Origin of the sequence: Limnohabitans curvus (genome assembly GCF_003063475.1) — a bacterium.
In the GTDB taxonomy this organism is placed as follows: domain Bacteria; phylum Pseudomonadota; class Gammaproteobacteria; order Burkholderiales; family Burkholderiaceae_C; genus Limnohabitans; species Limnohabitans curvus.
Window position 1 is genome coordinate 1912668 of record NZ_NESP01000001.1, and the last position, 21079, is coordinate 1933746.

A 21079-nucleotide genomic window follows, 5' to 3' on the forward strand; every position below is an offset into this window, starting at 1 on the left:
TGTCATGGCCATCCTAGGTCCAGAAGGCGTCAACGCGATTTCGCGTGTGGCGCCTATTCATTTGGAAATGCGCACCGCGTATGTAGAAGCGCCCGTGGCACGACAACTCGGTTTGCACGATGGCCAAGTGGTGCAAGCCACTGCGACTGTGGTGAACCAACAGCTCAAGCTGGCGCTCAACGAGCACATTTTTAATTTGCCCTTGCAGCCCTACATCAAAGAGGGCGATTTGGTGCAGCTGCGCGCGCAACTCTTGCCTGCTGGCAAGTGGGCGTTGCAGTTGCTGCACACAGGCAATTTTGCGGGGCCCGAGGCACCGCAGGCGGCCATTCCCACGCGCTTGAACACCCTGCTGTTTCAGCCCGGCGGCTTTGCCAGTTTGCTGACCCTGCTGCGTCCCGGCGTGTTGGAGAGCTTGGTGCCGCCGGTGCAAGACGCGGGCGAATTGAAAAAGCGCATCACCGCACAACGGCTGAGCATGGGCAGTTTGCAAGCGCAAACCTTGAAACGCTTTGTGCTGGGCCACAGCAAAACCTCTGAAGCCAGCTTGGCTGAGGGCGAGCCCGTGGCCGACAACACCAAGGTGCTGCTGCGTTTGCTCATGGCTGAACGTGCGCGTGTGGAAGAAGACAGTGGCGACACCCAAGAAAGCCTGCATCACGCCCTTGATGAAGTCGAAGCGGCGCAAGTTCAGTCTGCCCAAAATTTGCGCAAAGGCGAGCTGAACTTCGCCTTGGTCATTCCGTTTCGCGATGCCGACCCTGTGGCGCTGCACTTTGAGCAAAAAGGCAACAAACCGGGCCAGCCCAAGAACCCGCTGGTGGTCAACATGCACACCCAAAGCCGCGTGCTGGGAGAGGTGTGGCTCAAAACCACCATCAGCAACAACGCCCAGGTGGACTTGACCATGTGGGCCTTGAACAAAGACGTGGCTGATTTGGCCAAATTCAACGCCAGCGAGTTGACCGATGAACTTGAAAGCGCGGGTCTGCGCATGGGCAGTTTTCAGGTCTACAACGCGCCACGCCCAGAGGCCCTAGAAGACCATCCCCCGACCGAACATGGCAGCTTGGTGGACACCCGCGCATGACCGACAAACACTACATGCAAGCCGTGGCCCTGGAATATGGGCGCAACAAGGCACCCACCGTCACCGCCAAGGGCGACGACGAACTGGCGCGCCGCATCGTGGCTGAGGCTAAGAAGCAGGGCGTGTACGTGGCCGAAGACCCACGCCTGTTGGCCATGTTGAGCCGACTCGATGTGGGGCAAGAAATTCCGGAAGATATGTTCACCGCTGTCGCCGTGATTTTGGCGTGGGTGTACTGGCTCAAGGGCATGCAGCCCGGGGATGAAAAGCCTAAATAATTTTTAAGCTTCAGCGTAGCCGCGGCCACCGCGTCGACCGCGCGAGACCTTGCCCAGGCGGTCATAAATCTCGACCGAGCTGGTGGGGTCTTGCACTTGCATGCTTTGCAGAGCGCCACGGATGGCGTCAATCTTTCGGCCAATCAGCACCTCGTTGCGGCGATGCATGTCGCGGCAATGGGCCATGTGCGCTTTGAAACCGTCCCATTCTGGGCCGAGCGCGTCGGCTGAGTCTGGGCCTTGAATGCCAGCCAGCTGCGCGAGCTGCTGAAGCAGCTCATTCTTGGTGCTTTGCGACGCCTCAAAGGCATCTAAATCTTGCACCTTCAACTGCTCGAACTCTTGTTCAAGCATGTCTTCCAGTGTTTTCGCCAACGCCAAAGCCTGCTCGAGCGAGGAGGCCTGTGTGTCAGTGGCGGGTGTTGTCATATCGGACAAAAGAAAATCAATCGGGACAGAAGTGCCGTTCAATTACCGATCATTTTTTCGAGGGCCACAAAGTTCTCAGCAATTCGGCGTGGGTTCACAGGGTAGTTGCCTTCCTTGATCGCCTGCTTGATGGCTTCTACTTTGGAGCGGTCAAAGTCTGGTTGCGCCATGACTTTTTGGGCGACGTTGCTCAAGCTCACTTTATCTGCTCCTGCGGAAGATGCTTTCTCCATAGACGGAGCCAAGTCTTCCTTGGCTTGCGCGGCAGAAGGGCTTCGTTTTTCGACTTTGTCGATGGCGCTGCGAATCGCAGCGTTCGATTGCGTCATCCGACCGTAATTTGAAATTGCGTCATTCATGATGTTTTCACTTTCTCTAACCTGTAACCCAGGTCAAAACTTTTTCACAACACTTCAATCGACCTCAAATTCTAGAACTTGAGTGTTTTCTTGAAATATTTTTTAAATACCACTTTTCACCTCAGTTTTGCGGCATTCGGTCCGGTGATCACGCCATATATTGATCGACCCGACTCGACATTTTTTAAGCGAATTTGTTCACCTAGACCACCATCTTGCAACGCTTCCGCGCGCATTGTGATGGAAAAGCCTTGTCCTTCGCCTGCTGTGAGCTGAACCTCGTGTCCGCGCTTGACCAACACAGCGGTCTTCACGTCGTACGAACGCAGAGGGGTGTTGGGCGTGAGGTCACGCACCAACTCCATGTTTTTGAGTAATTTGGTATCAGAAATGATTTGGTTTTCCATGCCCGCAGCAGGCATGTCGGCATAGCTGAACATGTCTGGCTTGATGACCGTGCCGCGCTTGAGTAGCTCTTTGGACACCAGCACTTTGTACAGCGCAGGCGCGGATGGGCTGGCGCGGTTAAGCGGCGCTGTGGCTTGACCCGTGTTCACGTTGACAAAAAGCTGCCAAGCGGGCTGCGCACAGCGCACGCGAAGGGCGGGTTGATTAGGAAACGGCTGCTCAAACTGCAGGTTTTGTTGACAGTTTTGCACCGTGATGCGTGGGTCCACAGGCACCACTTGCACCTGTTTACCCTGGAAAGAAGGGTGGTTTGCAGCCCATTGTTGGGCTTGCTTTTGCAAAGCCTCAAAGGCGCTATCTGGCAAAGGTGAATCCGCTGCAAACCCAATCTGGGCGTGGCTTAGCACGCATGCGGCCAGCCACAAGCCCCAGCGCTTGACGCGTGGGGTGTCGGCATTTTTTAGGCACAGCATTTGCATAGTCATACGGGTCGGTGTTGATGTTTTGACATGTGTTCAGACCCAACCCTTCATGCAAGAACGAAGCCAACTTTTACAACGGACCGACTAACCGGAGCCCTCCATGCGACTCGACCCGTCCTACAACCCTCAGGTGAACACCACCGACGCCTCCGGCATGCCCAAGCTGCCGCGGAGTCAGTTGGCGTATGCCCGCACCGCGCCCGCTTTCACGCGCGCGATGGCCAGCGCCAGCCTATCTGGTTCATTGGCCCCCGAGGGCAGCACGGCAGCGTGGGGCACCGCGGTTCGTTCAGGCCAAACGTTGACAGGCATCGTGCGCGAGCAAATGGCTGCGCGCGGCGTGAACATTTCGAACAACGAAGCCATGCGCTTGGCGCAAACCGTGGCGCGTTCGAACAACATCGCCAACCCCAACATGATTCACCCAGGTCAGCAGCTGAACCTGGACAGTTTGAATTTTTCTTTGCAACAAGCGCAAGCGGTGAACCAAGCCATTGCGGCCAACAAAGCCGCCGCAGCTTCGGCGGCAGCCCCCGCGGTCACGCCTGCCGCCAACGTCAACACCTTGAACACCAACACAGCCTTGGGCAGTGCCACCTTGGCAGGCACTGCCCAAGTGCAGTTGCTCACGCGCTCAGACCGCAGTGGCAATGTGGTGCTGGAAAAAACCATCGATCGCGCGATTGAAAAGGGCTTCATCCCCGCGCAAGACAAACAAGCGGTGATGAACAAGATTGTTCAGCTCTCGCAAGAGCACCGCTTTGCCCCCGATGACTTTGCTCGCCTCACCTTGATGGAGAGCGATGGCATGAACCCCAAAGCCTCTAACAGCCGTTGTCACGGCATCATCCAGTTTTGTGATGGCCCTGACCGCGGCGCAGCCAGCGCAGGTTTTGGTGCCAATCCCAAAGCCATTCTGGGCCACAGCGTGTTGCAGCAACTCGACATGGTGGGCAAGTATTTTGATGACACGGGCTTGAAGAACTTTGGCCCCGTGGGTTTGGATGATCTGTACTTAACCGTGCTCACCCCAGCCGCGCGTAACGAAACGCGTCCCAACGCTGCCTTGAACATTCCGGGTCAGCAAGCGGCTTATTTGCATGTGAACCGCGACATGCGTGCGCCCATCACGCGCAATTCCATCTTGGCGGGTTTGCATCAAAACGCCAATGAACGTTTGGGGACGGAAGTGGCGCAACGCCCCTCCATGCAGGCGGCTCGCTTGAGCGCCTATGCCGCACAAGCGGCTGTGACGGAAGCTCGCTAACTTCACGTCAGCGGCAAACATTTGCCGCTCAAACCGTCAAAACCACCGTGGCACGGCTCTTGCATTAATCGACACGAGGTCTCACAACTTGAGGCCATGTGTCAATAAACAGGAGTCTTGTTATGGACGTTTTTAAATCAGCCTTTGGAATTCACGAGCGTGCGCTTGGCGTGAGAAGCCAACGCATGGAAGTGCTGGCGCGCAACATCGCCAACGCCGACACGCCTAACTACAAAGCACAAGACGTTGATTTCAAGGCGATGCTCAAAGAAGCCAAGACTGAATATCTGACGGCCACCAACGACAAGCACTACGCCGGTCTGCAAGAAGCGCAAGACAACGGCATGCGTTTTCGCACACCGTTCAACAGCTCATTCGACGGCAACACCGTGGAGATGAACGTGGAACAAGCCCAATACGGTAAAGCCGCTGGTGAATACCAAGCGACTTTGCAATTCTTAGAAAACCGCATCAGCGGTCTTCGTAAAGCCATGCGCGGGGAGTAATAGACCATGCAACTCGACAACGTTTTTGGTATTGCAGGCACCGCGCTGAACGCGCAGTCCATTCGCATGAACACCACAGCTTCCAACTTGGCCAACGCCAACTCGGTCGCGGGTTCAGAGGAAGAGGCCTACCGCGGCCGTCGTCCCTTGTTCAAAGCTTTGATGGACCAAGAAATGACACACGCAGGCGCTCAGTTCGTCGGTGGCGTCAAGGTGGACCGCATCGTCAACGACCCCGCACCCATTCGCAAGACGTGGGAGCCAGGTAACCCACTCGCCGACAAAGAAGGCTATGTCTTTCACTCCAACGTGAACGAAATGTCTGAGATGGTCGACATGATGGCCGCTTCGCGGTCTTACCAAAACAACGTCGAAGTGGTGAACACCGCACGTCAATTGATGATGCGCACCCTTGAAATCACCAAGAGCTAATCATCATGGCAACTACAGCAACCTCCACCCTGCCTAGTGGCATCGTCAAGTACGAAGACTACCAAGCGCAACAAAAAGCCACGCCCACGAACACCAACATGGGCCAGACGGAATTTTTGACACTCTTCACCACACAGTTGAAGAACCAAAACCCGTTGGACCCTGTCAAGAACGAAGCCTTCGTGGCCCAGCTCGCGCAGTTCTCACAACTCGAAGCCACCACGGCCATGAAAACCAGCATGCAGAACTTGGTCTCTAGCTTGGCCAATGACCGTTTGCTGGGTGCCACTTCCTTGATTGGCAAAACCGTTGGCGTGCCCGATGGTCCTGTGGCCGTCACGGACACCACCGTGTCGCAAGGCGTGGTCAATGCACCCACGGGCGCAGACGGTATCAAGGTTGAAATCTTCAATGACAAAGGCATCTTGGTGCGCACCCAAATCTTGGGCCCACAGCCTGTGGGCGACGTCACCATTGCGTGGGACGGCATGAACGACGGCGGCACCGCAGTGCCCAACGGCAACTACCGCTATGTGGCCTCGGTCAACAGCAACGGCACCGTCACCAAACCCACGGTCAACACCTACGCGCAAGTGACCGGTGTGACCAGCGCAGGCACCGCCGACGGCACCATGTTGCTCGAAGTCGCCGGTGGCAAGACAGTCAATTTGACTGATGTGAAACGCATCAGCTACTAATTTCAAGAATTCAAGAATTTCTCTCAGGAGCTAAAGCACCATGTCTTTTTATACCTCTCTCACTGGTTTGAATGCCGCCACCGCACAGCTGGGCGTGACGTCCAACAACATTGCCAACGTGAGCACGACAGGCTTTAAGCGCAGCCGTACCGACTTTGGCGACATTTTTGCGACATCCCCTTTGCAAAAAGCATCGGCCACGATTGGTCAAGGTGTGTCCTTGAAACGCGTGGTGCAAGAGTTTGGTCAGGGCAACATGATGTTCTCGTCCAACACCTTGGACTTGGCGATCAGTGGTGACGGTTTCTTCCCGCTCAAGTCGCAAGACGGTTTCCAAGACATCTTCACGCGTAACGGTGTGTTCATGATGAACGACCAATACAACGTAGTGAACTCCGCAGGTCAGCGTTTGATGGCGGCGTCAGTTGACTCGTCCGGCAAAGCGAACTTGGATGACATGAACGTGTTGACCATCCCGCAAAAAACCACCGGCATGGCCAAACAAACCAGCAAGGTGTCTTTGGGCTTGAACTTTCCTGCGGATGCCGAGGTGATTACCAAGGACTTCAACCGCAACGACCCCGACACCTACAACAAGAGCACCGCGCTGACCGTGTATGACGCGGGTGGTAACTCTTACTTGGCCTCCGTCTACTACGTGAAGACACAAAACGCGAGCCAAGAAACCCCCAACAACAAATGGCAAACCTATGTGTATGTCGGTGACAAGCTGGTCAACGCCTCGTTGCAGCAAGCCACCAACACCTTGGGTGAAGACATGTATGTCAACAAATACGGCGAACTCAAGGCCAAGAGCGACTTTAAGACGCCAGAAGAAATTGCTGAATTGAACAGCAGCTTCTCTAAGAAAACCATCAAGTTCTCGTTGGACAACTTGACCGACATTCGCACCTCGCAACCCGCTGCGGTGACAGCAGGCATTGCCACAGATTTGGGCACCGGCTCTAACGATGGCGTTGACTTTGCCAACTATTTGAACGTCAGCAAGTCTGACCTCTTGCGCCAACAGGGCAGCAGTGCGGTGACTTACCCCGTGGACTCAACCACGGTCGGTGCACGCGACATCACCTTCGGCCCTGCGGCTGCACGTGTGACGGTCAACATTCCTGCAAACGGCACCACTGCGCCCACGCTGGCTGAAGTGGTCACGGCCTTGAACAACAACTCTAGCTTTGCCTCGACCTACGTGGCGCAAGCTGCGTCACCCACGGGAACCATCAGCAGCGTGAACTTTGGCGCAGCCTCGACACCTACCAACCCATTCGCAAGCTTTGGCGTGAATGTGGGTGGTCAGCAGTTTGATTTGACGGGCTTGACCAGCACACTGACCTCTTCCACGTTTGCCGCTGAATTGCAAACCAAATTGCGTGCGGCAGATGGTGGCCGCTCTGATATTTCTGTGAGCTTGACCTCTGGCTCCTTGGTCGTGACAGACGCTGCAAAGCGCAACATCACCGGCATGGAACTGACCAAAATCTCAACAGCAGCAACCGATGTGTCGGTGGGTTCAGAGCCTGTTTATGGCAATACAGTGCTACGTATCACCGCGCTGGATCCCAATGTGACGGCCGCTGAAATCAACGACACCAGCACGGGTGTGGTGGTTCAACAAAACTCGGTCACCCTCACAGGCTCCAACCAAGCCACACCCTACACACGCGCCAAGGTGAGCTACACCTTTGCAGGTGCGCCCACCGTTTTCAAAGCCAGCTTTGGCCCCACCTCGGCACCCATTACGGTGGAAGGTACCAGCGGTACGGACTTGGCCGATAACTTGAACAAGAACGCCACCTTCTCTGCCGACTACGTGGCCAGCTACTCGGGAACTGCGCTGACCTTGACAGCCAAAGACCCCAGCAACGCCAACGCATCCTCTATTTCGGGTGCAGTGAAGCTGTACTCAAACACCGCATTGGCACCCACCACGTTCACTGAGATTAACAATCCCGGAACCTCAGCAGTAACCAACAACCCCGTCTTGGCCAACGGCGTGGCATCCATTTTGGACACCACCAAGAAAAGCGTTGACGATCTGAAGAACCTCTTTTCGGTGAACATCGACAACGCGATTGACCCTGTGGTCGTTGGCCTCGATCACTTGTTGGAGTCCATGAGCCATTTGTCTACATCGCAGAGCAAAAAGCTCTCGGGTGCTCAAATTGCGGATGAATTGACCAACGTCATCAGCCGTGCGTATGGCGATGAAAAACCATTCAACTTCTCCACCGTCGGCACGCCAACGTTTAAGTTGTCACTGACCAAATCCAACAAAACGGTGTTGCCAGATTTGCCGATCGACTTGTCTGGTTCTAAAGACATGCGCAGCGAAGATTTGGTGCGCGAAGTGCAGTCTCAAATTGACGGTAACTCGCAGTACAGCGGTTTGGTTGATGTGACTTACGACACGCAAGCTCAAAAACTGGTGTTCACACCCACCGACAACGCCAAGGTCACGGTGTCCAGCGAGCAGTCCGCCATGGACTTGAGCGACCCCTTGGTGCAAGGTGTCAATGATTCTTCTGTGGGCTTGACCCTGTCGCCTTCTGTGTCCACATCGCCTTACCGTGCGTTGAACGAGCAGCGCTACGGCATGAAAGTCGAGTACGACTCGGTCAAACAAACGTTTGTGTTTAAGTCTGGCACCACGGGTGACAACTCTGGCATTGCGATCACCAACATTCGTCCTGGTAGTTTGGCAACCCAAACCTCCAAAGGCTTGGGCATGACCGGTGACCCTGCCAACTACACCGTGGCACCTTCGACCGTTGATGCTTTGCGCGGTATCACCTCCAAGCCCGCCGTGTTGACAGGCAACCCCTTGGCTGTGAACGTGGACAACAACTTCTCTGTGGACAGCACCAACAACCAGTTTGTGGTGTCGGTCAACGGCATCACCGGCACGGTGGTGGTTCCGCCTAAAGATACCTACACCTTGGGCACCTTCATGGAAGCGCTGCAAAACGGTATCAACAACTTGCAGAGCCAGTCTAAAAACGGCCTGACGGCTGAGTCTGTCAACGGCGTGAAGGTGAGCTACAACAGCGCCTCCAGCTCTTTAGAGTTCACCACCGGCACGGCCTCCACTGACTCGTACATCAAAGTCACCGGCGATGCACGTTGGGGCTTGGACGGTTTGGACGCTCAGTTCGGCACGACCACCACGTGGATCAAGCCCACCGCGTTCAAAGACGAAAAAGGCGCCACGGTCTACATCGACGGCTTCGGTGCCGAGTCATCGACCGCTACGGGCTTTGACACCTTGCCAGCCTGGTCGCCTGTTTACTTTGACAAAGGCGAGCTGACATTTGACACCGCGGGTAACTTGGTGTCACCCAAGCAAGGCGCGCAGTTGGACACGGTGTACTTGCCAAACGGTAAGGGCGCTTTGACCATCAACATTGACTACTCCAAGTCCACGCAGTTTGCGTCACCGTTCTCGGTGCTGTCGCAGTCGCAAGACGGCGCACCCGAAGGTGACTTGGTCGGTTTGGCGATTGCCGATGACGGCTTGGTTTCTGCCAGCTTCTCCAACGGCGCACAAAAGTCTTTGGGCAAAGTGGTGTTGGTCAACTTCTCTAACCCGTCTGGCTTGCGTCAGATCGGTGACACCAACTACTACAAAACCTCTGACTCAGGCACACCGAAATACGGTGAAGCCGGTTCGGCTGGTTTCGGTACGGTGCGCTCCGGCGCGACCGAACGTGCCAACGTGGACTTGACCCAAGAATTGGTGGACTTGATCACCGAGCAGCGTAACTTCCAAGCCAACGCCAAGGCCATGGAAACCAGCACCTCGATGACGCAAACCATCATTCAGATCCGTAACTAATCTGCCTGATTAAGAGACTGACATGGACCGTTTATCTTTCAACGCGATGGCCGCGATCAACGAAGACCGTTTGATCCGCCAACAGTTGTCCAACGACATCGCCAACGTCACCACCGTCGGTTTCAAGCAAACCTTCGAAGCCACCATCCAACCGCACCAAGCGGTGGGTGAGGGCTTTGATTCGCGCTTGCAGCCCCGTCTGTACACCACAGACCGCGTGCGCTTGGATGCCGGTCCTTTGATGGTCACAGGCCGTGACCTGGACGTCTCTTTGAACAACAAAACCGTCCTCGGCGTGACCGGCAATGACGGAAAACTGGCATTTACTCGCCGCGGTGACCTGCGCGTCAACCCCAACGGCGTGTTGGAAACCGGTTCGGGCCACATGGTGCAAAGCCAAGATGGCGGCCCCATCACCATTCCCGTGGGCTCACGCATCAACATCACCAAAACAGGCGAAATCTTCGCCTCAGACCCCACCCAGCAAGGCATTCCACAGGAACAGCTGGTGGGCAGCCTGATGCTCCGCGATGCCAGCACCACGAACTTGATCAAACGCGAAGACGGTTTGTTTCGGGTTGACGAAAAACCACTTGGCACGGACTTTGCAACTGGTCCTGAGCCAGTTTCTTTGACACCGCAGGCTTTAGAAGGCAGCAGTGTCAATCCAATGGCATCGATGGTGAAGCTGATTGAACAGAGCCGCTCGTTTGAGCACCAGGTTCGGTTGATCAAAGAAAGCAAATCCAACGATGAGTCGGGCGCCTCCATGATGAAGGTGTCCTGAATTTGACAGATTAAAGGGGGCTTAAAGCCATGGATGCATCATTGTGGGTAGCCAAAACCGGTCTTGACGCGCAGCAGACGCGCATGAACGTCATTTCGAACAACTTGGCCAACGTGAGCACGACTGGCTTTAAACGCGACCGTGCCGTTTTTGAAGACTTGCTCTATCAAAACGTCAAACAACCCGGTGGTCAAACCACCAACAACACCTTGTCACCCACGGGCTTGATGCTCGGTACCGGTGTGAAGATCAATGCCACTGAAAAGCTGCACTTGCAGGGCAACTTGATCAACACCCAATCGCCTTTGGACTTGGCGATCATGGGTGGTGGCATGTTCCAGATTCAAATGCCGGACGGCACCACGTCGTACAGCCGTGACGGTAACTTCAAGATCAGCAACACCGGCCAGATCGTGACTGCGTCTGGCTTTCCGCTGATTCCCAACATCACCATCCCTGAGAACGCAGCCAGCGTGACCTTTGGTCAAGACGGCACCGTGTCCGCCGAAATCGTGGCCGGTGGTGGTTCACAAAACATTGGCCAAATTCAAATCGCACGTTTTGTGAACCCAAGCGGTTTGAAGCCGATTGGCAACAACTTGTTTGAAGCCTCACAAGCCAGCGGTGTGGCCCAGGTGCTCACACCTGGCCTCAATGGCGCAGGTGCTTTGAAGCAAGGCTCGCTCGAAGCCTCCAACGTGAACGTGGTGGAAGAAATGGTCAACATGATCGAAACCCAGCGCGCTTACGAGATGAACTCCAAGTCCATCTCTGCCGTGGACGGCATGCTCAAGTTCTTGAACCAAAACATCTGATTGAGGTTCATCATGACAACATTGCGTGCTTTATCCGTCATCGGTCTCGTGGTTGCCTTGCAAGGCTGCGCCACCGAGCCCGTCGACATGGTGTTGCGACCTTCGCCCGAATTCCAACCGGTGTACCCCCTTGCCGCTGACCGGCAAAAAGTTGCCACCGGCGGCATTTACAGCAACCGGCAAAGTGATGCCTGGTTCGGCCGTGGCCGCAATTACCAGGTGGGCGACATCATCACCGTGTTGTTGAACGAATCCACACAAGCTGCACGCACACAAAACACAGACGTGAGCCGTGAGTCTAAAAACTCATTGCCCTCTGGCTTCAACACCAAGATTGGCAACATGTCGCCTTTCTTGAGTGGCATTGACGTCAACGCCAACAACAACAGCAGCAAAGGCGCAGGCAAAGCCGACCAACAAGCCTCGTTGTCCGGCTCAGTGGCCGTGACCGTGGTCGAAATTTTGGCCAACGGCAACTTGATGGTCCGTGGCGAGAAAAAACTCGGCCTGTCTGAAGGCACCGAAGTCATTCAAGTCTCAGGCGTGATTCGCCCTGAAGACGTGGGCCCCAACAGCACCGTGCAATCACGCCGTTTGGCCAACGCACAAATCGCCTACCGCGGTTCGGGTGACTTGGCCAATGCCACCAAAGCAGGCTGGGGTACCAGCTTGATGCACAAGTACTGGCCTTTCTAAGTATGAAAAACTTTTCCTCTTTCTTGCGCGTTTGCGTGACCAGCCTGTGTGTCTTGGCCACCGGTGCTGCACAAGCTGACCGCGTCAAAGACTTGGCCACGCTGGCTGCCCAACGCCCCAACCAATTGATTGGTTACGGTTTGGTGGTCGGCTTGCAAGGCACGGGCGATGACGCCTCGGTGCCCTTCACCACGCAAAGCATGAAAGCCATGCTCTCGCAAATGGGTGTGCGCATTGACGGTCCTTTGACCGACTTTGAAACAGCCGCCACGGCCGCGCGTGTGGACATCAAAAACACCGCCGCCGTGTTGGTGACGGCTGACTTGCCAGGTTTTTCCAAACCTGGTCAACGCATTGACATCAACGTGTCTGCGATTGGTAAAGCCTCTAGCTTGCGTGGCGGTAGCCTGATCATGACGGCCATGCGCGGTGTGGACGGCGAAATTTACGCTTTGGCACAAGGCGCGTTGACGGCCACAGGCATTGATGTCAGTGCCGCTGGCTCTAAGGTGCAAATTGGCGTGCCTACCTCTGCCCGAATTCCTGGCGGCGCGATTGTGGAGCGCATTGTGGACACGCCGTTCGAGTCTGCTGAAAACGTGATCTACAACATCCGTGAAAACGATTTCTCCACCACGACGGCCATCGTCAACGCGATCAATAAAAAATTTGGCGGCGATGTGGCACAAGCCATTGATGGTGTATCGGTATCGGTACGAGCTCCCCAAAACTTGAACCAACGTGTCGCATTCATGAGCATGATCGAGGCCCTAGAGGTCACGCCCGGTGAGCCGCCTGCGCGCGTGGTCATCAACTCACGCACAGGCACGGTGGTGATTAACCGCTCGGTGCGCGTCACAGCAGCAGCGGTGTCGCACGGCACCATCTCGGTGGCCATCACGGCGACCAACGAAGTGTCACAACCCAACATGCTCGCTGGTGGACAAACCACCGAAGTGCAAAACGCCGACATCAAAGTGGCTGAGCCGAACAAACCCATGTTCTTGTTCCAGCCCGGTGTGGAGCTGCGTCAAATTGTGGATGCGGTCAACCAAGTGGGTGCCACACCTTCTGCTTTGATCGCCATTCTTGAAGCCTTGAAAAGCTCTGGCAGCCTGCGCGCCGAGCTAGTCATCATCTAAAGCGAGCACAGACATGAGCAGCCCCGTCGACACCTCAACGCCTAGGTCCTATACGGACTTCACAGGCCTGGGCGAGTTGCGCGGCAAAGCGCAGCAAGACCAAAACAGCGCGCTGAAAGAATCTTCACAACAGTTTGAAGGCCTTTTCATTCAAATGATGTTGAAGTCCATGCGTGAGGCCAACGAGCCCATGAAGGACGAAGAAAACAAATCGCACGCACTTGAAACCTTTGAAGGCATGTTTGACAAAGAAGTCTCTTTGCAAATGTCCAAGCGCGGCGCCTTGGGCGTGGCCGACTTCATGGAACGTGCCGTCAAGCAACAACAAGCACCAGCCCCCAGCACCGATGCGCTGCTGAAATCGCGCAGCAAGGGCATGGCGCTGAACCCCAAACAACAGCCCATTCCGCTGCCCACTGCAGCAGAGTTGAGCAAAGGCTTTGCTTTGGAAAAAGCACTGCCTCTCAAGAGCTTGCAAGAGTTCAAGGCCCCTTTCTCTGGAGGCCGTAAATGAGTGACATGCTCGGCATCAGCAGCAATGCGATTGGTGCGTACCAACGTGCCCTGAGCACGGTTGCCAACAACATCTCAAACGTCAACACCGAAGGCTATTCACGCCAAGACGTGGTGCTCAAAGACTCTGCGCCCAAGAAATTGGCTAGTATGTATGTGGGTACGGGCGTCATGTTGCAAAACATCAAGCGCCAATACGACGCGTTTGCCGAATCGAATTTGCGCAACAGCACCAGCGACTTGGCCAGTCAAAAACCCATGGTCGATTACGCCAAACGCGTGATGGACATCATGGGTGACAAGAGCATTGGTTTGAGCTCTGCCTTCGATGATTTCTTTGCCGCTGCCGGCGCGCTGTCGGCCGATCCTGCATCAACAGTGCAGCGCACCAGTTTCTTGCGCAGCGCCGATGGTGTGGCTTCTCGTTTCGGTGAACTGAATACTCAGCTCGATTTGATTGCCACTGAAACTCGTCAAGGTGTTGAAAGTGTGGCCGCGCAGATCAACACGCTGACCAGTCAGTTGGCATTGGTCAATCAAAGCTTGGCTAAATCACCCACGGTAGAAGGTCAGCCTGCTGAGCTGTTAGACCGTCGTGATTTGACTTTGCGTCAGTTGTCAGATTTAGTGCGCATTAAAACGACCTTCACAGCCAACGGCACGGTGAATGTCAGTTTGGGCACCACCATGACGCAAGGCTTGGTGGTCAACGGCAACAAGGCCCGTCCCATTGGTATCGACAGCTCTGTTCAGGGAAAAATTGAGCTGGTGCTCGACCCCTATGGCAACACCGAATCATTGGCCAGCGCAAGTGGTGGCCAGCTCGGCGGCTACCAAAGCTTCATCAGCCAAGTGCTGGAGCCCGCACAGAAAAACTTGTCGGCGTTGGCGCAAACCTTTGTGGCCGAAACCAACACCATTCAACGCAACGGCATCGATGGCTACGGCCAAATGGGTGCGGACCTGTTTGCGTTTGCCCCTGATGTGAGCATGCCTGCCGCAGCCATTCGTTTGGCTGTGAATGACGGCATGCGTGTTGCCACTGCTGCGCAGTTCCGTGTGGGTGAGGGCAGTACCAACATCACCACCACACGTGCCACGGTCAAGTTCACCGGCACAACACCTGCAACGCAGCTGAGTAATGCACAGCTGGTCAACAACCCCAACGCGTCTGCCGGTGTGACCTTTAAGGTTGATGGCGCACGTGTGTACACGCCCGTCACATCCTTGTCTGCCGGTGTCAAAGCTGCGTTCTATTTGGATGAAGCAGAGCCAGGTCAACAGCTGCAGGTCATGACGCGCGATGGCCGTCAGCTGCTAGGACAGGCTTTGACTGAAACTGAAAAGTTTCAACTTTTCACGCCTGAAAACGGATTTTCCGCAAACGCCAACTACAGCGATGCGTACCTCAACAAAACAGGGGCAGAGGCTTACCGTGGCTTAGACATGTTCTATGGCGCGAAAGCTGAAGTTCTTTATGGTCAGAACTTTGACCAATACGGTGCCGCGGGCACAGCTTTGCCTTTGGCTGCTTCGATGGAAACATCACGCATTTCGTCGAGCGATGCCAAGATTGCCGCTGGTGCGATCACCGTGAATGGCTTGGCGCTGTCAGCCTTCAATGCCAACACAGATTCGGAAATCATCATTGCAGGGGCCAAGGTGGGAACTACCGCCACGCCTTTTAGCTTTCAAGCGGTGGTGGGTGGTGAACTCATTTCGACCACCGTCTCATCTGCCAATACAGCGAGCCTGAGCCAGTTGGCCGCGGCATTGAATACCAACTTGCAATCGCAAGGCCTCTTTGCCACGGTCATCAACAACAACGCTGACATCCGTATCACGGATAGCAGGGGGCGTGACATCAGTGGCGTTTCATTGAAACCCACCTCTACGGCTGCAGGTGCATCCGCTGGAAATGTGCAAGTCTATTCAGCTGCCGTTCAGGTGGCCAATTGGATCAATGGCAGCTCGCAGGCTACGGTGCTCAATCCGATGTTTGGGACGGGAAGTAACCCTGGGTTCTCCAAATTTCAAGCCACATTGGGCGGCGTGTCGTTTGAATTGACACCGACAACGGCCACCGACCTCAATAGCCTTGCCGCGGCACTGCAGCAACAGTTCAGAGACAAAGACAAAAGCACAGACATCAGCGTTGTGGTGGATGGCACACACTTGAAGATCACTGATAGTCAAGGACGTGCATTTAAAAACTTTGCGCTCACCCCGGCAGATCCGGCGTCGCTTGCCTCTGGTGGCCAGGTTGAAATTGCCAACAGCAATGTCTCGCAAACCAATGTGCGAGCTGAGGTGTTCTCAGAGGTGCGTGTGCCTGTGGGGCAATTGAATTTGAAGAAGCCGTTGACCATCAATGGTCAACCCATCACAGATTACAAGACCGTCAACGAGTTGGTAGACAAAATCAACGCATCCAGTGCGGGTGTCACTGCTTCTATCGAAACCAACGGTGAATTTGTTTTGTCTGACCCCTTGGGCAGTCCGATTCGCATCAACGCCACAGCAGATGGCAACGCACTGAACATCCAACCCACGACTTACAACGCGCAAGTGCGCATGGTGCAAGTCGTGCGCGACATGCGCATTGCGGCAACTGACGTTGACTTTAAAAAACCGTTGCAACTCAACGGTGTCAACATTGGCGAGGTGGCTTACGACTTACCAGTCGTTCATTCGACTGACTACGAAATCAAGTTCGGTTCTCCGCTGCAATCTGTATCGGCAGCAACTCCTGCAGCTTTAGAGGTAGCGTTAAATGCCAATGCAGCTTTTGCTGCCTCATACCAAGCCAAGGTCACAGGTCAGCGCTTGGTCATCACGCCTCAAAAAGGCGAGGTCAGCGACGCTGATTTAGACAACACGTTTGCTGTTAAGTCAGACAGCGAGTTTTTGTCACCCCAAACAGAAATCAAAACACTCAGCGCATTTGTCGATCGCATCAACTCTAAGAGCGCCAGTACTGGCGTTGTTGCTGAAATTGACTTGTACGGTGACTTAAAACTCAGCACCACAGATGAAAAGGGCACACGCAGCATTTCTGTGGGCCCAGGCAAAGATGCGGCAGGCAACCAAACGCCAAACGCTTTGGGTCTTGACCCGATGGACTTTGATGTCACAGAGCGCTTGAAGCGTAAATTGTTAGACCCAGACTTCAACACAGACATTCGTGTGTCGTTCGGCAGCTACGGTGACCCTGCGGAGTTTGGTGACCCAGCCGACCTCTCCAAGATGGGGTTGCGCACGGGCGCTTACCTTGAAGCCGGTTGCCCTGATGATTTGCTGTTGTTCTTGACAGGCAAGGGCTCCGCCAATGTAGCGGTTGGATTTGAAGGTCAACCCGACAACGTGCGCGACAGCTTGCGTGCCCAATCGCTCACCATCAAGTTCACAGCCGCAGACCGTTACACCATCGTGGACGCAGCCACAGGGACTGAATTGGCGGATCGCCATTACGACCCCTCTGTGCTCGAGCCTGTGGTTGAGTTTCAAGGTTTGCAAATCAAACTCAGCCACGCACCTGCCGTGGGTGACAGCTACAAAATTGACGGCAACTTTGACGGCTTGGGCAACAACGTCAACATGCTCGACATGGTGGACTTGAATAAAAAGCCCACCGCCAATGGCAAGACCATTGCCAACACGTACATCGACCAAATCAACAACGTCGGCAACTTGGCTCAACAAGCCATCATCACGCAAGAAGCGTTGACGGTAGTGAACGAGCAAGCTGTGGCAGCACGCGACAAAGTGTCGGGCGTCAACCTCGACGATGAGGCTGCAGCACTGATTCGCTATCAACAGGCTTATCAGGCCTGCGCCAAGGCTCTGCAAGTGTCGGGTGAGTTGTTTGATGCCATCGTCCAAATCCGCTGATCAAGGTAAAACATTATGAAAATTTCTACTAGCCTTTACTTCGATCGTTCAACAAACCAGTTGGGCAATGTGCAAGCCAAGCTCACCAAAGTTCAAGAACAGTTGTCAACAGGTTTACAAATCGTTAAACCTAGCGATGAGCCAGACAAGGCTTCGCTGGTCACGCGTTTGGAGTCTGAGTTGGCCCGCCAAGCGGGCTACCAAGACACGCTTAAAGCGGTCAACGTGCGTTTGACTGCCGAAGAAACTGCGCTTAAAAACACCAGCGATGTGATGTACCGCATCAAAGAGTTGGGTGTTCAAGCCGCCAACGACACACTCAGCCTGCAAGACCGTCAAAGCATTGCCTTGGAGCTGGGCACCTTGCGCGATCAAATTTTGAGCATGGCCAATAGCCAAGACAGCAATGGCAACTTTTTGTTTTCCGGCAGCCGGGCGGGCGAGCCCGCTTTCAGCAAAGACGCAGATGGCCGTGTGGTGTACCAAGGCGACCATTCCCGCATGAAGGTGAATGTGGGCGACAACCGCCGCATGAACCTGAACCTGCCTGGCTCGGATATCTACACCCGTGTGGTGCGTGATGACGGCAAGGGCAACAAAGTGGGCGTGGACTTCTTTCAGGCTTTGGATGACCTCACACAAGCTGTGAAGTCTGCTGATCGCACAAAAATTCAACGCGGCATTGCTGAAGTTGACACCTTGCAAGGCGGCATCAGTGAAGGCTTGGGTCAGATCGGCGCAGACTTGTCAGTGGTTGATATGCAAACCAATGTGCTGGACCAAGTGGTGCTTCGCTTGCAAACCACCCGTTCTGACATTGAAGACCTCGATTACACCGAAGCCATCACGCGCATGAACAAAGACCAGCTGGCTTTGGAAGCTGCACAAAGCAGCTTTGCCAAGATTTCGCAGCTGAGTTTGTTTAAGTATTTGAATTAAATGGGCTCAAGTTTTGTTTGAACTGTCCGATTCATCGATTGAGTTAAGAGACTATTAAATGGCAACCACTGCAGTAAGTTCATCCACATCCAGTGCACTGGCGACTTCGGCTGCATCTGTTGCTGCGGCCAACAAGGCTAGTGCGCAAAAGCTGATTACCTCCCTATCCGCTGGTTCAGGGGTGGACGTCGCCTCTTTGGCCAAAAACTTGGTGGACGCTGAACGCGCGCCCCAAGAAAACGCGATCAATGCCAAGATTACCAAAAACGAGGCTCGGGTGTCTGGCTACTCAGCGCTTTCATTTGTGCTGGACGGTGTCAAAACCGCGATGACTTCGTTGAAGGATCAAAACAGCTTCAACTCACTCGTTGCTGGCAACTCGAACCCATCTGCATTCAGTGTCACTGCAGGTGCTACGGCGGTTTCTGGCAGTCATGACGTCAGCGTGCTGCAGCTTGCCAAAGCCCAGCGCACGGTGAGTGACGGTTTACCCTCAGCCAATGCCTCCTTGAATGGCGGCAAAGCCATCACCTTTAGCCTAAGCGTGAGTGGCACGAGCAGCGATATCAAGCTGCCCGACGGCTACGACACCCCTCAAAACGTCGTAGATTTCATCAACGCCGCCAAAAAGGGCGTGACGGCTAAGCTGGTAGACACAGGCGATGGTTCTGCCAATCCCTTCCAAATCGTCCTAACGGGTGATCAGGGCAGTGCAGGAGCCTTTAGTCTGACTCCCAAATACAGCGCAGGTGGCGTGCCCGAGCCGACAACATCTGTCAACGACGGCAATGGCATGACCCTAAAGCTTGCCGTAGGCGGTGTCGCCGTGCCAAATATCGTTTTGGCCGCTGGTGACGATACACCGCAGAAAATGGTTGCTGCCATCAATGCTGCAAATGCAGGTGTCACAGCGTCCTTGGTTGCCAATGCAGCAGGCTCAGACTTTCCCTACAAAATTTTCTTAACTGGTCCAAGCGGTGCGCCATCTGCGTTCTCGCTTTCTGTCGACTATGGCGCTGGTGATGAGGTGATGGTCAGTCCTGGTTTGAATTTCACTGCAAGCAATCCGGTGAACCAAATTGCAGCCGATGCCAAAGTCAAAGTAGACGGCATCACATTCACGCGTAGCACCAACACCATGACCGATGTGGTGCCTGGCCTCACCTTCAACCTCAAAGCCACCACGACCACGGCAGCTGCAGTTGATTTGACACGTGACACCAGCGCCGTCAAAGAAAAGCTCAACGCCATGGTGACGGCATACAACGATGCCATATCCATCATGGGTGAGGTGTCTAACCCTAAATCGACTTTTGAAACCTATGGTGCCACCTTGGTGGGTGACTCTACGGTTCGATCGCTCAAGCAGCAATTGCGTCAAATGATCATGGGGCCTTCCTCAACCCCCGGCGCTACCGTTGGGGCCATGTGGCAAATGGGAATCAGTGTCAACGAGTCGGGAGTGATGTCGATTGACGACACCAAGCTCGATGCGGCCCTGACTACTAACTACAGCGATGTGGTTAAGACCTTTACTGGCAACCAAAATGGCCTGACTGTGTATAGCCCAGCCTCGGGCGGTATTGCGGGTGATGCGGTGCGGAAGCTCACCACCATGTTGGGCGCGACAGGCATCTTGACATCGCAAAGCACATCAGCCACCACGCAAAACACCAAATACCAAGCAGACTTAACCAAGCTGCAAACGCGCATGGACGCATTGCTGGCTCGTTACCAAAAGCAATTTGCATCCATGGATAGTTTGGTGGGTAGCGTCAATAGCCAGAAGACCAGCCTCAAGTCCACATTTGACGGCATGATGGCCAGCCTGACAGGTAAGTCGGGCTAATACTTCTTAATTCTCTTTCTGCTTGTTTAGCCGCTTTGCAAAGTTTTTTTGTAAAGCGGCTAAAGTTTGCCGCCTTTGTGTCGATTAGAGCTAACACGACACTCCTTGCCATTTTTTCGGCAAGGCCGAAAGGAAGGTCTTTATGCTTTCAGAAATTCAAGGCGCTAACCGCCAAAACTATGTGCCACCTGCACCTCAGGGGCGCGCAGCTGTGTCTGTGCCCGCTCCTGAATTGGCTAAGCCACCAGCCCCTGCTGTGGATGTGCATACAGCAGCCGACACATCCAAACCCAAAGTGCAGACGCCCAAACCGGTCGAAATCAAAGTTGACATTGAAAAGATGCGCACTGATCTCAAAGCATCTATTGAAAAGCTCAATGAATCTTTGCGTGATGGTGGTCGCAACTTGAACTTTCACATGGATGAAAAAGTGGGCGGCTTGGTTGTGCTTGTGAAGAACGCAGATACAGGCGAAGTGGTGCGTCAAATACCCAACGAGACTGTGGTGCGCATGGCGCACAGTATTGAAGCCTTCAAAGGCATCTTGCATAACGAACTTAGTTAAATAATTTTTCGCTTGCCTCTCAAGTTTTTTTAGGGGCTGACGAATCATCAACCATGGAGGGGAACAAATTCGTGCTCCCCAAC

At 54.5% G+C, this 21079-nt stretch carries 19 protein-coding genes; 16 read left to right on the forward strand and 3 right to left on the reverse strand.

What is annotated here, in order from left to right; genetic code table 11:
- Window positions 1-4 precede the first annotated feature (4 nt).
- Together B9Z44_RS09620 and B9Z44_RS09625 are read left to right on the forward strand one after the other, a co-directional pair.
- Entirely contained in the window at window positions 5-1090 is a 1086-nt protein-coding gene (locus B9Z44_RS09620) for a flagellar hook-length control protein FliK (protein WP_108402305.1), read from the forward strand.
- Entirely contained in the window at window positions 1087-1368 is a 282-nt protein-coding gene (locus tag B9Z44_RS09625; RefSeq protein ID WP_108359717.1) for an EscU/YscU/HrcU family type III secretion system export apparatus switch protein, read from the forward strand. The genes B9Z44_RS09620 and B9Z44_RS09625 overlap by 4 nt, the downstream gene beginning before the upstream one ends.
- A 3-nt stretch (window positions 1369-1371) precedes the next feature.
- On the opposite strand, the gene B9Z44_RS09630 is transcribed toward B9Z44_RS09625, so the two are convergent.
- The 3 genes from B9Z44_RS09630 to flgA all read right to left on the reverse strand — a co-directional run bounded on the left by B9Z44_RS09630 (window position 1372) and on the right by flgA (window position 3037).
- Window positions 1372-1797 (reverse strand): hypothetical protein, encoded by a 426-nt coding sequence (locus B9Z44_RS09630; RefSeq protein WP_108359716.1) that lies wholly within the window; start codon window positions 1795-1797, stop codon window positions 1372-1374.
- Window positions 1798-1835: 38 nt separating this feature from the next.
- Window positions 1836-2156, reverse strand: coding sequence for a flagellar biosynthesis anti-sigma factor FlgM (gene flgM / locus B9Z44_RS09635; RefSeq protein WP_233246927.1), 321 nt, complete (start codon window positions 2154-2156; stop codon window positions 1836-1838).
- Window positions 2157-2272: 116 nt separating this feature from the next.
- Window positions 2273-3037 (reverse strand): flagellar basal body P-ring formation chaperone FlgA, encoded by a 765-nt coding sequence (flgA, locus tag B9Z44_RS09640; RefSeq protein ID WP_211308698.1) that lies wholly within the window; start codon window positions 3035-3037, stop codon window positions 2273-2275.
- Window positions 3038-3146: 109 nt separating this feature from the next.
- On the opposite strand from flgA, the gene B9Z44_RS09645 reads away from it, so the two are divergent.
- The 14 genes from B9Z44_RS09645 (at window position 3147) to B9Z44_RS09710 (ending at window position 20996) form a co-directional block, all read left to right on the forward strand.
- Entirely contained in the window at window positions 3147-4313 is a 1167-nt protein-coding gene (locus B9Z44_RS09645; protein ID WP_108359714.1) for a LysM peptidoglycan-binding domain-containing protein, read from the forward strand.
- Between the two features lie 122 nt (window positions 4314-4435).
- A complete protein-coding gene (flgB, locus tag B9Z44_RS09650; RefSeq protein WP_108402307.1) occupies window positions 4436-4819 on the forward strand; it encodes a flagellar basal body rod protein FlgB in 384 nt (127 codons plus the stop codon).
- A 6-nt stretch (window positions 4820-4825) separates the two neighbouring features.
- The gene (gene flgC, locus B9Z44_RS09655; RefSeq protein WP_108359712.1) at window positions 4826-5251 is read left to right on the forward strand and encodes a flagellar basal body rod protein FlgC; all 426 of its coding nucleotides are present in this window, start codon (window positions 4826-4828) and stop codon (window positions 5249-5251) included.
- Window positions 5252-5256: 5 nt separating this feature from the next.
- Complete coding sequence (locus tag B9Z44_RS09660) at window positions 5257-5949, forward strand: flagellar hook assembly protein FlgD (RefSeq protein ID WP_108359711.1); 693 nt, start codon at window positions 5257-5259, stop codon at window positions 5947-5949.
- A gap of 40 nt (window positions 5950-5989) precedes the next feature.
- A complete protein-coding gene (locus B9Z44_RS09665; RefSeq protein WP_108402308.1) occupies window positions 5990-9799 on the forward strand; it encodes a flagellar hook-basal body complex protein in 3810 nt (1269 codons plus the stop codon).
- A gap of 22 nt (window positions 9800-9821) precedes the next feature.
- Window positions 9822-10586 (forward strand): flagellar basal body rod C-terminal domain-containing protein, encoded by a 765-nt coding sequence (locus B9Z44_RS09670; protein WP_108359709.1) that lies wholly within the window; start codon window positions 9822-9824, stop codon window positions 10584-10586.
- A 29-nt stretch (window positions 10587-10615) separates the two neighbouring features.
- Window positions 10616-11401 carry a flagellar basal-body rod protein FlgG gene (gene flgG / locus B9Z44_RS09675; RefSeq protein WP_108359708.1) on the forward strand — a complete coding sequence of 262 codons (786 nt, stop codon included), beginning with the start codon at window positions 10616-10618 and terminating at the stop codon, window positions 11399-11401.
- A 12-nt stretch (window positions 11402-11413) separates the two neighbouring features.
- Window positions 11414-12097, forward strand: a complete 684-nt coding sequence (locus B9Z44_RS09680) for a flagellar basal body L-ring protein FlgH (protein WP_108402309.1) — start codon at window positions 11414-11416, stop codon at window positions 12095-12097.
- A 2-nt stretch (window positions 12098-12099) separates the two neighbouring features.
- Window positions 12100-13239 carry a flagellar basal body P-ring protein FlgI gene (locus B9Z44_RS09685; protein ID WP_108359706.1) on the forward strand — a complete coding sequence of 380 codons (1140 nt, stop codon included), beginning with the start codon at window positions 12100-12102 and terminating at the stop codon, window positions 13237-13239.
- A 13-nt stretch (window positions 13240-13252) separates the two neighbouring features.
- Window positions 13253-13753, forward strand: a complete 501-nt coding sequence (locus B9Z44_RS09690) for a rod-binding protein (RefSeq protein WP_108359705.1) — start codon at window positions 13253-13255, stop codon at window positions 13751-13753.
- Window positions 13750-17643, forward strand: a complete 3894-nt coding sequence (gene flgK / locus B9Z44_RS09695) for a flagellar hook-associated protein FlgK (protein ID WP_108402310.1) — start codon at window positions 13750-13752, stop codon at window positions 17641-17643. The genes B9Z44_RS09690 and flgK overlap by 4 nt, the downstream gene beginning before the upstream one ends.
- A 15-nt stretch (window positions 17644-17658) precedes the next feature.
- Window positions 17659-18582, forward strand: a complete 924-nt coding sequence (flgL, locus tag B9Z44_RS09700) for a flagellar hook-associated protein FlgL (RefSeq protein ID WP_108402311.1) — start codon at window positions 17659-17661, stop codon at window positions 18580-18582.
- 58 nt (window positions 18583-18640) lie between these two features.
- On the forward strand, window positions 18641-20431 hold the full coding sequence (gene fliD, locus B9Z44_RS09705) for a flagellar filament capping protein FliD (RefSeq protein ID WP_108402312.1): 1791 nt from the start codon (window positions 18641-18643) through the stop codon (window positions 20429-20431).
- Between the two features lie 142 nt (window positions 20432-20573).
- Complete coding sequence (locus B9Z44_RS09710; RefSeq protein WP_108402313.1) at window positions 20574-20996, forward strand: flagellar protein FlaG; 423 nt, start codon at window positions 20574-20576, stop codon at window positions 20994-20996.
- Window positions 20997-21079: the final 83 nt, after the last annotated feature.

Excerpts from the sequence above, each read along its gene's own strand:
- flgA (WP_211308698.1), bottom strand. The coding sequence starts at position 3,037 with ATGCTGTGCCTAAAAAATGCCGACACCCCACGCGTCAAGCGCTGGGGC.
- B9Z44_RS09620 (WP_108402305.1), top strand. The coding sequence starts at position 5 with ATGGCCATCCTAGGTCCAGAAGGCGTCAACGCGATTTCGCGTGTGGCG.
- flgL (WP_108402311.1), top strand. The coding sequence starts at position 17,659 with ATGAAAATTTCTACTAGCCTTTACTTCGATCGTTCAACAAACCAGTTG.
- B9Z44_RS09680 (WP_108402309.1), top strand. The coding sequence starts at position 11,414 with ATGACAACATTGCGTGCTTTATCCGTCATCGGTCTCGTGGTTGCCTTG.
- flgC (WP_108359712.1), top strand. The coding sequence starts at position 4,826 with ATGCAACTCGACAACGTTTTTGGTATTGCAGGCACCGCGCTGAACGCG.
- flgG (WP_108359708.1), top strand. The coding sequence starts at position 10,616 with ATGGATGCATCATTGTGGGTAGCCAAAACCGGTCTTGACGCGCAGCAG.
- B9Z44_RS09665 (WP_108402308.1), top strand. The coding sequence starts at position 5,990 with ATGTCTTTTTATACCTCTCTCACTGGTTTGAATGCCGCCACCGCACAG.
- B9Z44_RS09690 (WP_108359705.1), top strand. The coding sequence starts at position 13,253 with ATGAGCAGCCCCGTCGACACCTCAACGCCTAGGTCCTATACGGACTTC.
- B9Z44_RS09710 (WP_108402313.1), top strand. The coding sequence starts at position 20,574 with ATGCTTTCAGAAATTCAAGGCGCTAACCGCCAAAACTATGTGCCACCT.
- B9Z44_RS09645 (WP_108359714.1), top strand. The coding sequence starts at position 3,147 with ATGCGACTCGACCCGTCCTACAACCCTCAGGTGAACACCACCGACGCC.
- B9Z44_RS09630 (WP_108359716.1), bottom strand. The coding sequence starts at position 1,797 with ATGACAACACCCGCCACTGACACACAGGCCTCCTCGCTCGAGCAGGCT.
- B9Z44_RS09685 (WP_108359706.1), top strand. The coding sequence starts at position 12,100 with ATGAAAAACTTTTCCTCTTTCTTGCGCGTTTGCGTGACCAGCCTGTGT.
- B9Z44_RS09625 (WP_108359717.1), top strand. The coding sequence starts at position 1,087 with ATGACCGACAAACACTACATGCAAGCCGTGGCCCTGGAATATGGGCGC.
- fliD (WP_108402312.1), top strand. The coding sequence starts at position 18,641 with ATGGCAACCACTGCAGTAAGTTCATCCACATCCAGTGCACTGGCGACT.
- flgB (WP_108402307.1), top strand. The coding sequence starts at position 4,436 with ATGGACGTTTTTAAATCAGCCTTTGGAATTCACGAGCGTGCGCTTGGC.
- flgK (WP_108402310.1), top strand. The coding sequence starts at position 13,750 with ATGAGTGACATGCTCGGCATCAGCAGCAATGCGATTGGTGCGTACCAA.
- B9Z44_RS09670 (WP_108359709.1), top strand. The coding sequence starts at position 9,822 with ATGGACCGTTTATCTTTCAACGCGATGGCCGCGATCAACGAAGACCGT.
- B9Z44_RS09660 (WP_108359711.1), top strand. The coding sequence starts at position 5,257 with ATGGCAACTACAGCAACCTCCACCCTGCCTAGTGGCATCGTCAAGTAC.
- flgM (WP_233246927.1), bottom strand. The coding sequence starts at position 2,156 with ATGAATGACGCAATTTCAAATTACGGTCGGATGACGCAATCGAACGCT.